At 72.6% G+C, this 13,203-nt stretch carries 10 protein-coding genes; 4 read left to right on the forward strand and 6 right to left on the reverse strand.

The window, feature by feature from the left end; translation table 11 throughout:
* Nucleotides 1–63: 63 nt before the first annotated feature.
* The 5 genes from ACFY8W_RS28925 to ACFY8W_RS28945 form a co-directional block, all read right to left on the reverse strand.
* Nucleotides 64–1,083 (reverse strand): rod shape-determining protein, encoded by a 1,020-nt coding sequence (locus ACFY8W_RS28925; RefSeq protein ID WP_046905593.1) that lies wholly within the window; start codon nucleotides 1,081–1,083, stop codon nucleotides 64–66.
* A gap of 293 nt (nucleotides 1,084–1,376) precedes the next feature.
* On the reverse strand, nucleotides 1,377–1,790 hold the full coding sequence (gene ndk, locus ACFY8W_RS28930) for a nucleoside-diphosphate kinase (RefSeq protein ID WP_391111300.1): 414 nt from the start codon (nucleotides 1,788–1,790) through the stop codon (nucleotides 1,377–1,379).
* A 299-nt stretch (nucleotides 1,791–2,089) separates the two neighbouring features.
* Entirely contained in the window at nucleotides 2,090–2,443 is a 354-nt protein-coding gene (locus tag ACFY8W_RS28935; RefSeq protein WP_391111303.1) for a DUF4233 domain-containing protein, read from the reverse strand.
* Nucleotides 2,444–2,446: 3 nt separating this feature from the next.
* Nucleotides 2,447–3,994, reverse strand: coding sequence for a glutamate ligase domain-containing protein (locus ACFY8W_RS28940; RefSeq protein WP_391111306.1), 1,548 nt, complete (start codon nucleotides 3,992–3,994; stop codon nucleotides 2,447–2,449).
* A gap of 205 nt (nucleotides 3,995–4,199) precedes the next feature.
* Complete coding sequence (locus ACFY8W_RS28945; protein ID WP_391111309.1) at nucleotides 4,200–5,339, reverse strand: ATP-binding protein; 1,140 nt, start codon at nucleotides 5,337–5,339, stop codon at nucleotides 4,200–4,202.
* A 102-nt stretch (nucleotides 5,340–5,441) separates the two neighbouring features.
* On the opposite strand from ACFY8W_RS28945, the gene ACFY8W_RS28950 reads away from it, so the two are divergent.
* The 4 genes from ACFY8W_RS28950 (at nucleotide 5,442) to ACFY8W_RS28965 (ending at nucleotide 10,370) form a co-directional block, all read left to right on the forward strand.
* Nucleotides 5,442–6,821 (forward strand): ATP-binding protein, encoded by a 1,380-nt coding sequence (locus tag ACFY8W_RS28950; protein WP_391111311.1) that lies wholly within the window; start codon nucleotides 5,442–5,444, stop codon nucleotides 6,819–6,821.
* On the forward strand, nucleotides 6,818–7,504 hold the full coding sequence (locus tag ACFY8W_RS28955) for a response regulator (RefSeq protein ID WP_391111314.1): 687 nt from the start codon (nucleotides 6,818–6,820) through the stop codon (nucleotides 7,502–7,504). Before ACFY8W_RS28950 ends, ACFY8W_RS28955 begins: the two co-directional genes overlap by 4 nt.
* Before the next feature lie 158 nt (nucleotides 7,505–7,662).
* On the forward strand, nucleotides 7,663–8,817 hold the full coding sequence (gene wecB / locus ACFY8W_RS28960; protein ID WP_391111317.1) for a non-hydrolyzing UDP-N-acetylglucosamine 2-epimerase: 1,155 nt from the start codon (nucleotides 7,663–7,665) through the stop codon (nucleotides 8,815–8,817).
* 221 nt (nucleotides 8,818–9,038) lie between these two features.
* A complete protein-coding gene (locus ACFY8W_RS28965; RefSeq protein WP_391111320.1) occupies nucleotides 9,039–10,370 on the forward strand; it encodes a glycosyltransferase in 1,332 nt (443 codons plus the stop codon).
* A 138-nt stretch (nucleotides 10,371–10,508) separates the two neighbouring features.
* Here ACFY8W_RS28965 and ACFY8W_RS28970 read toward each other — a convergent pair whose 3' ends face one another.
* The gene (locus ACFY8W_RS28970; RefSeq protein ID WP_391111323.1) at nucleotides 10,509–13,130 is read right to left on the reverse strand and encodes a valine--tRNA ligase; all 2,622 of its coding nucleotides are present in this window, start codon (nucleotides 13,128–13,130) and stop codon (nucleotides 10,509–10,511) included.
* Between the last annotated feature and the right edge of the window lie 73 nt (nucleotides 13,131–13,203).

Below are 13,203 nucleotides of genomic sequence, written 5' to 3' on the forward strand. Positions count from 1 at the left end.
CCCTTCCCTCGTGGTTCGTTCTGCAGATGTTCGTACCGTACGGGCCGGAGCCCGGCCGGTCCGTCAGCGGCGCGGCTGGGCGTCGAGGACCTGCTGGAGCGCCTCGAACTCCTCGACGCACTTGCCGGAGCCCAGCGCCACCGAGTCCAGCGGGTCCTCGGCGATGTGGATCGGCATGCCGGTCTCACGGCGCAGCCGCTCGTCCAGACCGCGGAGCAGTGCGCCGCCACCGGTGAGAACGATGCCGCGGTCCATGACGTCACCGGACAGCTCGGGCGGGCACTTGTCGAGCGTGGTCTTCACCGCGTCGACGATGGCGTTGACCGGCTCCTCGATGGCCTTGCGGACCTCGGCGGCCGAGATGACGACGGTCTTGGGCAGGCCGGAGACGAGGTCGCGGCCGCGGATCTCGGTGTGCTCGTCCTGGTCGAGGTCGTAGGCGGAGCCGATGGTGATCTTGATCTGCTCGGCGGTGCGCTCACCGAGGAGGAGCGAGTACTCCTTCTTGATGTGCTGGATGATCGCGTTGTCGAGCTCGTCGCCGGCCACCCGGATGGACTGTGCCGTGACGATTCCGCCGAGGCTGATGACGGCCACCTCGGTGGTGCCGCCGCCGATGTCGACGACCATGTTGCCGGTGGCCTCGTGGACCGGAAGGCCCGAGCCGATGGCCGCGGCCATGGGCTCCTCGATGATGTGCACCTGGCGGGCGCCGGCCTGGGTGGAGGCCTCGATGACGGCGCGGCGCTCGACGCCGGTGATGCCGGAGGGCACGCAGACCACGACCCGGGGGCGGGCCAGGTAGCGACGCTTGTGGATCTTGAGGATGAAGTAGCGCAGCATGCGCTCGGTGATCTCGAAGTCGGCGATCACCCCGTCCTTGAGCGGACGGACGGCGACGATGTTGCCGGGCGTGCGGCCGATCATCTTCTTCGCCTCGGCACCGACCGCGAGGATCCCGCCGGTGTTGGTGTTGATCGCGACGACGGACGGCTCGTTCAGAACGATGCCTCGACCCCTGACGTACACCAGCGTGTTGGCGGTCCCGAGGTCGACAGCCATGTCACGGCCGATGAACGACATTGAGTTCCCCTTGTTTCCCATGAGGATGCGTCGGGCCTTCCCTAGCGGAGCGTTGACGGCTTCTCAGGTCGGCGAGGTGGTGACTGCAGGTGGTGCGGCGTGGAGTTTTCCCATCGTAGTGCCGCCCGCACGGATACCGCGCGGCGGACCGCCCCAGTCCACCTCTGTATAGGTGACGGAATGACGCGGCGATCCGTTCCCGGGATCGGCGTTCATATGCCTGGGGGCGACCGAATTCCTTCGGTCGCCCCCAGGCATGGGCCGATCGGCTGACGCCGGGTCAGCGAAGGCCGTCAGGAGAGGCCCGGGAAGAAGATCTTCAGCTCACGGGCGGCGGACTCCTCGGAGTCCGAGGCGTGGATCAGGTTCTCGCGGACGATGGTGCCGAAGTCGCCGCGGATGGAGCCCGGGGCGGCGGCGATCGGGTCGGTCGGGCCTGCCAGGGTGCGCAGGCCCTCGATGACCCGCTCGCCCTCGACGACGAGCGCGACGACCGGTCCGGACTGCATGAAGCCCATCAGCGGCTCGTAGAAGGGCTTGCCCTTGTGCTCGCCGTAGTGCTGCTCCAGCGTCGCCTGGTCCAGCTCGCGCATCTCCAGGGCCGTGATGGTCCAGCCCGCCTTGCGCTCGATACGGCCGATGATCTCGCCGATCAGACCGCGGCGGACGGCGTCGGGCTTGAGCAGGACGAGCGATCGCTGGCTCACGGGGGAACTCCTTCGGAACAACGGTGTGCGGGGCAAGGGCCTGGCCGGCGGACCAGGGCCGGATGGGCCGCGGCGTCCGGTGCGGTGCGTCGCAAGGTTCCGGAGTGCCTCGGCAGCGGAGCTGTCGGGGCGTTCGGCAACGCGGCGAGGTGCCGCACCAGGCGTCGCGGACCCGGCCGTCGTCCGCCGTCCAGGCCCTAAGAATCTACAGGGCCCGGACCGGCCGCAGTCACGCAGCGTCAGGCCCTGCGGAGCCCCGGGGATCCCCAGGACCGCGGGGCAGGCCCGGGGGCCCGCCCTCAGGCTCCGGCCGACTCCGCCTCCTGGCGGGCGGCCCAGTCGGCCTTGACGGCGTCGATCTTCCGTCCGTAGTGCACCGAGGCCCACCACAGGACGGCGAACACCGCGCCGAGGAAGAACATGACCGGCACCACGAACCCGCTGGCGACCAGCGCGATCTGCAGGGCCCAACCCATCTGGACGCCGCCCGGCCGGGTGATCATCCCGCACAGCAGCACCGACAGGACCATGGCGACCCCGCAGACCCACCACACCGTGGACATCGCCAGCGAGTCGTCCTTCATGGCGACCAGGCCGGCGAACCCGATCACGAAGAACTCGCCGATCAGCGTCGAGGAACACAGCACCCGCATGGGTCAGCCCTTCTTGAGCAGCAGCCGGGCGTCGCCGACCGTGAAGATCGAACCCGTCACGAGGACGCCCGCGCCCGCGTACTCGCCCTCTTCCTCGGCGAGCGTGATCGCCGCCTCCAGGGCGTCGTCGAGCCGCGGCTCGACGACCACCCGGTCCTCGCCGAAGACCTCGACCGCGAGCGCGGCGAGCGCGTCGACGTCGGTGGCCCGCGGGTTGGAGTTGGCCGTGATCACGACCTCCGCGAAGATCGGCTCGAAGGCCTCCAGGAGGCCCTTGGCGTCCTTGTCGCCGCTGGTGGACACCACGCCGATGAGCCGGGAGAACCCGAAGGCCTCGCTCACTCCCTCGGCGGTGGCCCGCGCGCCGTGCGGGTTGTGCGCCGCGTCGAGGATGACGGTCGGCGACTTGCGGACCACCTCCAGGCGGCCCGGCGAGGCCACCTGGGCGAAGGCCCGGCGGACCGTGTCGATGTCCAGGGTGCGGGCGTGCTGCGCGCCGATGCCGAAGAAGGCCTCGACGGCGGCGAGCGCCACGGCCGCGTTGTGCGCCTGGTACGCGCCGTGCAGCGGCAGGAACACGTCGTCGTACTCGCCGCCGAGGCCGCGCAGGGTGAGGAGCTGGCCGCCGACCGCCACCTCGCGGGAGACGACGCCGAACTCCATGCCCTCGCGGGCCACGGTCGCGTCGACGTCGACGGCCTTCTTCAGGAGCACCTGGGCGGCGTCGACCGGCTGCTGGGCGAGGATCACGGTCGCGTCCGGCTTGATGATCCCGGACTTCTCGCCGGCGATCTCAGCGGTCGTCCCGCCGAGACGGTCGGTGTGGTCCAGGTCGATCGGGGTGACCACGGCGACGGAGGCGTCGATGACGTTGGTGGCGTCCCAGGTGCCGCCCATGCCGACCTCGACGACGGCCGCGTCGACCGGGGCGTCGGCGAAGGCCGCGTACGCCATGCCGGTCAGCACCTCGAAGAAGGACAGCCGGTACTCCTCGCGGGCGTCGACCAGCTCCACGTACGGGGCGATGTCCCGGTACGTCTCCACGAAGCGCTCCGGGTCGATCGGGGCGCCGTCGAGGCTGATCCGCTCGGTGATGGTCTGCACGTGCGGCGAGGTGTAGCGGCCGGTGCGCAGGTCGAAGGCGCCGAGCAGCGCCTCGATCATGCGGGCGGTGGAGGTCTTGCCGTTGGTGCCCGTGATGTGGATCGACGGGTAGGCGCGCTGCGGCTCGCCGAGCACGTCCATCAGGGCCGCGATCCGGGTGACCGAGGGCTCCAGCTTGGTCTCGCCCCAGCGCGTCGACAGCTCGGTCTCGACGTCGCGCAGCGCCTTGTCGACCTCCGGGTCGGCGGGCCGGGAGGGCACCGGGTCGCCCTGCGGCGGGCCGGACATGGCGCGCAGGGTGCGGCTGCCGGCCTCGATCACCGCCAGGTCCGGGTCGCGGGTCGTCTCGGTGTCGACGATGTCGTCGAACAGGTCGCCCTGGTCGCTGTCGTCGAACCGGTCGTCGTCGAACTGGTCGCGGTCGTTCTGGTCGCTCGGCTCACTCACGCACCCAGTCTACGGAGCGGCACCGACAGGACCATGGACCCACCCCTTTCGGGACTTTCGCCCCGCCGTCCGCCGCGACCGCTCGGCAGACTCGACGATCACGGCCGTGGGCGCCGATGCCGGCGCGGCACGGACATGGGCGTCGGTGCCGGCACGGCCGACACGCTCCGCCACTCCCGCGGCCGGGGCGTCGTCCTCCCGGCCGTCAGCGGGTCAGGCCCGACGGGAGGGTCGCCGTCACCACGTAGGCGCCGTGTTCGCGGCGGGCCGTCAGAGTGCCGCCCATGCTGGTCACGCGTTCGTCCATGGAGAAGAGGCCGGTCCCGGTCGAGACCGGGGCCCGGTCCGGCGGGGTCTGGGCGAGAGGGTTGCGGACCTCGACGCGCAGGGACGGGCCGTCGACGTCGATGGCGACGCTGACCGGGAGACCGGGCGCGTGCTTGGCGGCGTTCGTCAGGCACTCCTGGACCACCCGGTGGACGGCCGTCTGACGCAGCGGCGACAGCGCCTTCGCCTCCTCCGCGACGGTGAGCTGCACCGGGCTGCCCATCCGCTCGCTCTCCTCGGCGAGCGCGGTCAGCCCTTCGAGACCGGGGGTGGCGGCGGCCCCGTCGCCACGCCGTACGACGGTCTCGTTGAGCATGCGGTGGGCGCGCCGCGCGGTGTCGGCGAGCTCCTCGAAGTCCTTCTGGTGCGCCTCTCCCCTGGCCCGTACGGCCAGCACCTCGGCCCGTACCGCGAGCACGGTGAGCTCGCGGCCCACCAGGTCGTGGACGTCACGGCCGACCGAGATCCGCTCCTCCTGGACGGCCTGCCGCGCGGCGGCCTCCCGCCGCTGGGCCTCCAGGGCGCGCACCAGGTCGTGGCGGTACGCGGCGATGCCGACGCCCGCGGCGAGGACGCCGAACGGGACGACGAGGCTCAGGAAGTCGCTGAGGTTCTCGCCGTGCGGGCCGGGCCAGCCGGGGGTCTCGAAGTACGCGTAGGCCGCGCCGACGTACAGCAGCGTGGCGACGACGGCGACCCGGCGGCCCCGGAAGCGGCCGAGCGAGTAGAGCGCGAACTGGATCATCGTGAGCTCGTGCAGCCAGCCCATCAGGCCGAGCGCCACCAGGAAGGGCACCCAGGGCGCCTGCCGCCGCAGCACCAGGGTGGCCGCGCCGGCCGCGAGGACCAGGGTGGCGGTGACCCCGGTGAGCGAGTTGTCCGCGCGGGCGAGTCCCGGCACGTCCAGGAGCATCAGGCCGAAGGCGCTGAGCGCGGCGACGACGTCCGCCGCCCTGGGCGACACCGCCCACCGGTCCACGCAGCGGCGCAGCGCGGACGGGGCGGGAAGGGGAACCATGCGTTCCATCATCCCGGGTCTTTCGTCCCGACGCCGAGGACCCGAAGTCCCGCCCCCTGTGAGATCGGGCACTTTGCCCACATTGCTGTTTCACTCTGAAATGTGTACGAAGCGCCGCAGATGCCGCCCGAGCCGTCCCTGACGGGAGCCGTCCTCGACGCCCTCCCCCAGGCCGCCATGCTCGTCGACCGCGAGCTGCGGATCGTCCGCGTCAACCGACGCTTCCGCGCCCTCCTGCGCCTGCCCGACGACCTCGACCTCTCCCACCGCGCCTCGCGCGACCTGGTCCTCGAACAGGTCGCCGGCCTGCTCGACCGTCCGGAGGAGCGCCGCGGTTTCCTGGCGGAGGCCGCCACGCGGGCGCCCGTCACCCGGATCACCGACTACCACCTCAGCGACGGCCGCACGATCCGCCGCCGGCGCGCCCCGGTGGGCGAGGGCGAGGCCTTCACCGGCCATCTGTGGCTCATGGAGGACGTCACCCGGCAGCGCGAGGCCGAGGAGGGCATGTACGAGCAGGTACGGAAGCTGGCGGCGCTCGCCGACGAGCGCGCCGCCTTCGCCGGCCGGACCCTGCACGAACTGCGCACCCCGCTCGCGACCGTGCTGAGCCTCGCCGAGCTGCTGCTCGACCCGGCCGGCGGCCCGCTCGGCCAGGAGCAGGCCGGCTTCGTCGAGGCCATCCGCCGCAACGCCCGCCGCATGAGGCAGATCGCCGAGAACCTGCAGGGCGCCGCCGCGGGCAGCGCGGCCGCGGCCGCCGAGCCGCGGTTCGGCGACGTGCTCGTCCACGAACTGGTCGAGCGGGTGGTCCTCGACGCCCTCCAGCGGGCCGGCGGCTCCGGCCCGTACCTCGCGGCCGACTGCCCCGACGACGGGCCGCCGCTGCTCGCCGACGGGCACCTGCTGACCGGCGCCCTGGAGGAGATCGTCGCCAACGCGCTGCGCTTCACGCCCGAGGACGGCCGGGTCGAGATCCTGGGCAGGGTCGCGGACGGCCACTGGACGGTCCAGGTCCGCGACACCGGCATCGGCGTCCCCCTGGAGTACCACGAGGAGATCTTCACGCCCTTCGTCCGCGCCCCGAACGCCCGCCGCGGCGGCTACCCCGGCACCGGCCTCGGCCTGGCGGGCGCCCTGGACGCGGTACGGCTGCACGGCGGCACCATCGGCGTGCACGACCGCCAGAACGCCCCGGGCACCGTGTTCACCGTGCGGCTGCCGCTCACCCCGCCCGACGGACGACCGGGGCCGGGCGAAGGGGGGCGGTCAGGGCCGGGCGAGCGGGCGCGGGGCGAACCGGAGCGGGGCGAGCCGGCGCGGGGCGAGCCGGAGCGGGGCGAGCGAGCGCAGGGCGAACCGGAGCGGGGCGAGCGAGCGCACGGCGAGCCGGAGCGGGGCGAGCGAGCGCACGGCGAGCCGAGGCAAGGCGAGCGGGCGCTGGGCGAGCCGACGCGGGAGGAGGGGACGACGACCGCATGACCCGGCTGCTCATCGTGGAGGACGACCCGGACCTCTCGCTCGCGCTGCGCGTCCTGCTCACCCGGCGCGGCTACGAGGTCTCACTCGCCGCCGACGGACGTGAGGGCCTGCGCCGGCTCTTCGCCGAGCACCCCGCCCTGATGGTGCTCGACCTGCTCCTGCCCGGGCTCGACGGCTGGGAGGTGCTCGACCGCACCCGCGACATGTCCGACCTGCCCGTCCTCGTCCTCTCCGGCCTCGGCGAGGTCGACGACCGGGTGCGCGGGCTGCGCTCCGGCGCCGACGACTACCTGGTGAAACCGTTCGCGCAGGCCGAGCTCCTCGCCCGGGTCGAGGCCCTGCTGCGACGCGCCGGACCCGGCCACTGGGTGGGCGAGCCGGTCGAGGAGGACCTGCGGCTCGTCCCCGAGCGCCGCTCCGCCATCTGGCACGGCACCGAGATCCGGCTCAGCGACATCGAGTACCGGCTGCTCCAGCTCCTGGTGCGCAGCCGCGGCCGAACGGTCACCACCGAACAGCTCCTCGACCAGGTCTGGGACGACTCCACGGCGATCGGCCGCGACCGGGTGAAGTTCGCGGTGCTGCGGCTGCGCCGTAAGCTGCGGTACGCCGGGGGCCCGCACGCCCGGGACCCGATCGAGGCGGTACGGGGCCTGGGTTACCGCTACGACAGCCCGGCCTGAGCCGCCGCGGGCGGGAGGCGGGCGTGAGCAGGAACACGCCGAGGTCGGGACGGAAGTCCCGGGACCACCGTCACGAGCCGCGCCGCGCCGGCCGGAGCAACCGTCCGGCAACCGTGCGCCACCGCCCCGCGCCACCGACACCCGCCACCGTCGAGGGCATGCAGACCGTCCTCCCCGCCCGCAGTGTCGCCGTCGTCCTCGGTACCCGCCCCGAGCTGGTCAAGCTCGCCGAACTGATCCGCGTCCTCGGCCCCGCCGCCCGGGTCGTCCACACCGGCCAGCACTACGACGAGGAGCTGTCCGGCGGCTTCCTCGACGAACTCGGCCTGCCCGAGCCCGCGTACCTGACGGGCGTCGGCGGGCAGCCCAGGGCCGTCCAGATCGCCGCCGCGCTGCACGGCCTCGACGCGCTGTTCGCCGCCGAGCCGCCGCTCGCCGTCGTCGTCCAGGGCGACACCAACGCGGCCCTCGCCGGCGCGCTCGCCGCCAACGCCCGCGACCTGCCGCTGGTGCACGTCGAGGCGGGGCTGCGCAGCCATGACCGGGCCATGCCGGAGGAGCACAACCGGGTCCTCGTCGACCGGCTCGCCGACGTGCTGTGCGCCGCCACTCCCGACAACCGGGAGCTGCTGCTCGCCGAGGGCGTCCCGGAGGACCGGATCGCCGTCACCGGCAACCCGGTCGTCGAGGCGGTCCGCGACCACCTCCCGTCCGCGGAGGCGCGCGGGCGGCTGCTCGCCGCGCACGGGCTGACCGCCGACGGCTACGTGCTCGCGACCGTGCACCGCCCGGAGAACACCGACGACGAGCGTGCGCTCACCGCCGTCCTCACCGAGCTGGCCGGCCTCGCCCGTGAGCTGCCCGTGGTCCTCCCGCTGCACCCGCGCACCCGCGCGCGGATCGAGGCGGCGGGCCTGCTGCCGCTGCTGGACGGGGTGACGGTGCTGCCGCCCGCCGGTTACGGCACCTTCCTGGCGCTCGCCCGGCACGCGGCGCTGATCGTCTCCGACTCCGGCGGCGTACAGGAGGAGACCACCGTCCTCGGCCGCCCGCTGGTGGTCGTCCGCAACTCCACCGAACGCCCCGAGTCGCTGGCCGACTTCGCCGAGCTCGTCGACCCCGGCCCGGCCATCGGCACCGCCGCCCGCCGCCGCCTCGCCGAGGGCCCGCCCGGCCTGCGCCACCTGGCCACCCTCCCGAGCCCGTACGGCGACGGCACGGCCTCGCGGCGGATCGCGGCCCTGATCGCGAAGACGGTAGCGGCCAGGACGAGCACCGCAACGAAGCGGGAGCACGCGGCCCTGGCGGCCTGACGCCCGCATCGGCCGGGCAGGCCGGGCAGGCCGGGCAGGCCCGAGCCGAACCGCGCCATCGCCCGCTCGCCCGGCAGGCCGGACCGGCCCGAGCCGAACCGCGCCATCGCCCGCTCACCGTGCGGGCCGGCCCGCCACACCCGGCCTCGTACCGGGCCCCAGCCACCTCGCCCACCTCACTTACCCCGCCCCGCCCCTCCCCTCCCCTGCCACGGAGCCCCATGAGCCTCCCTCTTCTCCTCTCCGTCTTCCCGTTCCTCCTCCTCGGCTGCTTCCTTCTCTACTGGGCCGGCGCCCGGCACGCCTACGCGCGCCGCAAGCCCGCCGAGATCGGCGAACCCGCCGCGTACGACTGGCACTTCTTCGTGCCGTGCCGGGACGAGGAGGCCGTCATCGCGACGACCGTGGCGCGGCTGCGGGCCGACTTCACGGGCTCGCACGTGTGGGTCATCGACGACGCGAGCGACGACCTGACCGGGACGGTCGTCGCCGCGCTCGCCGAGCGGGATCCCCGGATCCACCTGGTGTCGCGGCACCGCCCGGACGCGCGGATCGGCAAGGGGGCCGCGCTCAACTCGGCGTACGACGCGCTCGACCGGCACCTGGGCACGGCCGACCGTACGCGGGTGATCGTCTGCGTCGTGGACGCCGACGGGCGGCTGGCGCCCGACGCCCTGGCGTACGTCAGCGGCCCGGACGGCTTCGGCGACCCCGAGACGGGCGGAGTGCAGATCGGCGTGCGGATGCGGAACGTCGACGACGAGCGCCCGCTGCCCGACCGAGGACGGCTCGCCAACGCGTACGCCCGGCTGCTCGTCCGCATGCAGGACGCCGAGTTCGCCGTCTCCAACGCCGGCATGCAGCTGCTGCGCCGCCGCACCGGCTCCGTCGGCCTCGGCGGCAACGGGCAGTTCACCCGGCTCTCCGCGCTCGACCGGATCGCGGCCGCCGAGCGGCGCCCCTGGCAGCGGGACGCGCTCCTGGAGGATTACGAACTCGGCCTGCACATGCGGCTGGCGGGCTACCGCATCACCCACGTCGCGGACACCTGGGTCTCCCAGGAGGCCCTGCCGTACACGCGCCGCTTCCTCACCCAGCGCACCCGCTGGGCGCAGGGCAACATCCAGTGCGTGCGGTACGCCGGGCGGATCGTCGGCTCCCGGCACTACAAGGCGTCCGGCGTCCTGGAGGCGCTGTACACCTTCTTCCAGCCCATCGCCCACCTCACGGCCCTCGTCCTGACGGTGGTCATGCTGGTCGCCGCCGGCCGCGATCTCGACCTCCTCGCCGCCTGGCCGCTCGCCCTCGCGCTCGCCCTGGTGTCGGTCGTCCCGTTCGTGCTGTGGGGCCCGGTCTACCGGCGCGAGTTCGCCCCCGACCGGTCCCGGCTCACGGGCCTCCTGTGGGGCTTCGCCCTGTGGCTGTACGCGTACCACCTCTTCGTCGTCTCCGCGCGCGGCTTCGTCCGGCTGCTGCGCGGCCGTACGGGCTGGGCGAAGACCCGGAGGAACGCGGAGACGGCGGGCGTCGGCCCGGTCGCCACGGAGTCGTAAGGAGCACACGGGGAAAAAGCAGACGCGGGAGGGGAAGACACGAGCGGGGGAGACGCGGGCGGGGCGGACGGCGCGAGGGGAACACGCGGAAGGGGCCCGGAACCACGTACGTGGTTCCGGGCCCCTTCGCGACGCGTGCTACGCCTGCGGCAGGTTCGCCAGCTGTGCCTGGATGCGGGCGATGTCCTCCTCCGCCTTGGCGAGGCGGGTGCGGATCTTGTCGACCACGTTGTCGGGGGCCTTCGCGAGGAAGGCCTCGTTGCCGAGCTTGCCCTCGGCCTGCGCCTTCTCCTTCTCGGCGGCGGCCAGGTCCTTCGCGAGGCGCTTGCGCTCCGCGGCCACGTCGATGGTGCCCGACAGGTCGAGCGCGACGGTGGCGCCGGCGACGGGCAGGGTGGCGGTGGCGGCGAAGCCCTCGCCCTCCGGCTGGAGGCGCAGGATCTGGCGGATGGCGGCCTCGTGCGCGACGAGCGGGGTGCCGTCGAGGGTGAGGCGGGCCGGCACCTTCTGGGCGTCCTGGAGGCCCTGCTCCTTGCGGAACCGGCGGACCTCGGTGACGACCCGCTGGACCAGCTCGATCTCCTTCTCCGCGGCCTCGTCGCGGAAGCCCGAGTCCTTCGGCCAGTCGGCGATCACCAGGGACTCACCGCCGGTGAGGGTGGTCCACAGGGTGTCGGTGACGAACGGGACGATCGGGTGCAGCAGGCGCAGCATGACGTCCAGGACCTCGCCGAGGACGCGGCCGGAGACCTTGGCGCCCTCGCCGCCTGCGAAGAACGTGGTCTTCGACAGCTCGACGTACCAGGCGAAGACCTCGTCCCACGCGAAGTGGTACAGCGCCTCGCTGAGCTTGGCGAACTGGAAGTCGTCGTAGAGCGCGTCGACCTGCGCGACCGTCTCGTTGAGGCGGGACAGGATCCAGCGGTCGGTCGCAGACATCGCGGAGGCGTCCGGCAGCGGGCCCTCGATCGTGGCGCCGTTCATCATCGCGAAGCGGGTGGCGTTCCAGATCTTGTTGGCGAAGTTACGGGACGCCTGGACCCAGTCCTCGCCGATCGGGACGTCGGCGCCCGGGTTGGCGCCCTTGGCCAGGGTGAAGCGGACGGCGTCGGAGCCGTACGCGTTCATCCAGTCCAGCGGGTCGACCGCGTTCGGGTTGGACTTCGACATCTTCTTGCCGAACTCGTCGCGGACGAGACCGGTGAGGGCGACGGTCTTGAAGGGGACCTCGCCGTCCATCGCGTACAGGCCGAACATCATCATCCGGGCGACCCAGAAGAAGATGATGTCGTGGCCGGTGAGCAGGACGTCGGTCGAGTAGAACTTCGCCAGGTCCGGGGTCTTCTCCGGCCAGCCGAGCGTGGAGAACGGCCACAGGCCGGAGGAGAACCAGGTGTCCAGGACGTCGGGGTCCTGGGTCCAGCCCTCGCCCGTCGGGATCTCGTCGTCGGGTCCGACGCAGACGACCTCGCCGTTCGGGCCGTACCAGATCGGGATGCGGTGGCCCCACCACAGCTGGCGCGAGATGCACCAGTCGTGCATGTTGTCGACCCAGTCGAAGTAGCGCCGGGAGAGCTCCTTCGGGTGGATCTCGACGGAGCCGTCGCGGACGGCGTCGCCGGCGGCCTGCGCCAGCGGGCCGACCTTGACCCACCACTGCATCGACAGCCGCGGCTCGACGGTCGTCTTGCAGCGCGAGCAGTGGCCGACGGAGTGCATGTACGGACGCTTCTCGGCGACGATCCGGCCCTGCTCCTTGAGCGCGCCGACGATCGCCGAGCGGGCCTCGAAGCGGTCCAGGCCGAGGAAGGGGCCGTGGACGGTGATGACGCCGTGCTCGTCCATGACCGTCAGGGACGGCAGGTCGTGGCGGCGGCCGATCTCGAAGTCGTTCGGGTCGTGCGCCGGGGTCACCTTGACGGCGCCGGTGCCGAACTCGGGGTCGACGTGGGTGTCGGCGACGACCGGGATCGTGCGGTCCGTCAGCGGCAGCTTGATCTGCTTGCCGACCAGGTGCTTGTACCGCTCGTCGTCGGGGTGGACGGCGACGGCCGTGTCGCCGAGCATCGTCTCGGCGCGGGTGGTGGCGACGACCAGGGAGTCCTCGCCCTCGCCGTAGCGGATGGAGACGAGCTCGCCGGCGTCGTCCTGGTACTCGACCTCGATGTCGGAGATCGCGGTCAGACAGCGCGGGCACCAGTTGATGATGCGCTCGGCGCGGTAGATCAGACCGTCCTCGTAGAGGTCCTTGAAGATCTTCTGGACGGCCTTCGACAGGCCCTCGTCCATGGTGAAGCGCTCGCGCGACCAGTCGAGACCGGCGCCGAGGCGGCGCAGCTGGCCGAGGATCCGGCCGCCGTACTCGTCCTTCCACTGCCAGACGCGCTCGACGAACTCCTCGCGGCCCAGGTCGTGGCGGGACTTGCCCTCCTCGGCGAGCTGCTGCTCGACCTTGTTCTGGGTCGCGATGCCCGCGTGGTCCATGCCGGGCAGCCAGAGCGTCTCGAAGCCCTGCATGCGCTTGCGGCGGGTCAGCGCGTCCATCAGGGTCACCTGGAAGGCGTGGCCCAGGTGGAGGGCGCCGGTGACGTTCGGCGGCGGGATGACGATGGTGTACGGCGGCTTCTCGCTCTTCGCGTCCGCCTCGAAGTACCCGCGCTCTACCCAGCGCTCGTACAGCGCCCCCTCTACCTCGGCCGGCGCGTAGGTGGTCGGCAATTCGGTGGTGGCTGCTGTCTGCTGCTGAGTGTTCTCGGTCACGGGCCCAGTTTAGGGGTGTCCCGGACCTGTCCTGAAACTCGATTGTTCGGTAACGGTGTGCCCCCCACTGCCC

This window comes from Streptomyces sp. NPDC012637 (assembly GCF_042954805.1).
Classification (GTDB): Bacteria; Actinomycetota; Actinomycetes; order Streptomycetales; family Streptomycetaceae; genus Streptomyces.

What these genes read in the sequence shown, in the direction of transcription:
- ACFY8W_RS28925 (WP_046905593.1), bottom strand. Translation starts at nt 1,083, where the DNA reads ATGTCGTTCATCGGCCGTGACATGGCTGTCGACCTCGGGACCGCCAAC.
- ACFY8W_RS28935 (WP_391111303.1), bottom strand. Translation starts at nt 2,443, where the DNA reads ATGCGGGTGCTGTGTTCCTCGACGCTGATCGGCGAGTTCTTCGTGATC.
- ACFY8W_RS28945 (WP_391111309.1), bottom strand. Translation starts at nt 5,339, where the DNA reads ATGGTTCCCCTTCCCGCCCCGTCCGCGCTGCGCCGCTGCGTGGACCGG.
- ACFY8W_RS28955 (WP_391111314.1), top strand. Translation starts at nt 6,818, where the DNA reads ATGACCCGGCTGCTCATCGTGGAGGACGACCCGGACCTCTCGCTCGCG.
- wecB (WP_391111317.1), top strand. Translation starts at nt 7,663, where the DNA reads ATGCAGACCGTCCTCCCCGCCCGCAGTGTCGCCGTCGTCCTCGGTACC.
- ACFY8W_RS28965 (WP_391111320.1), top strand. Translation starts at nt 9,039, where the DNA reads ATGAGCCTCCCTCTTCTCCTCTCCGTCTTCCCGTTCCTCCTCCTCGGC.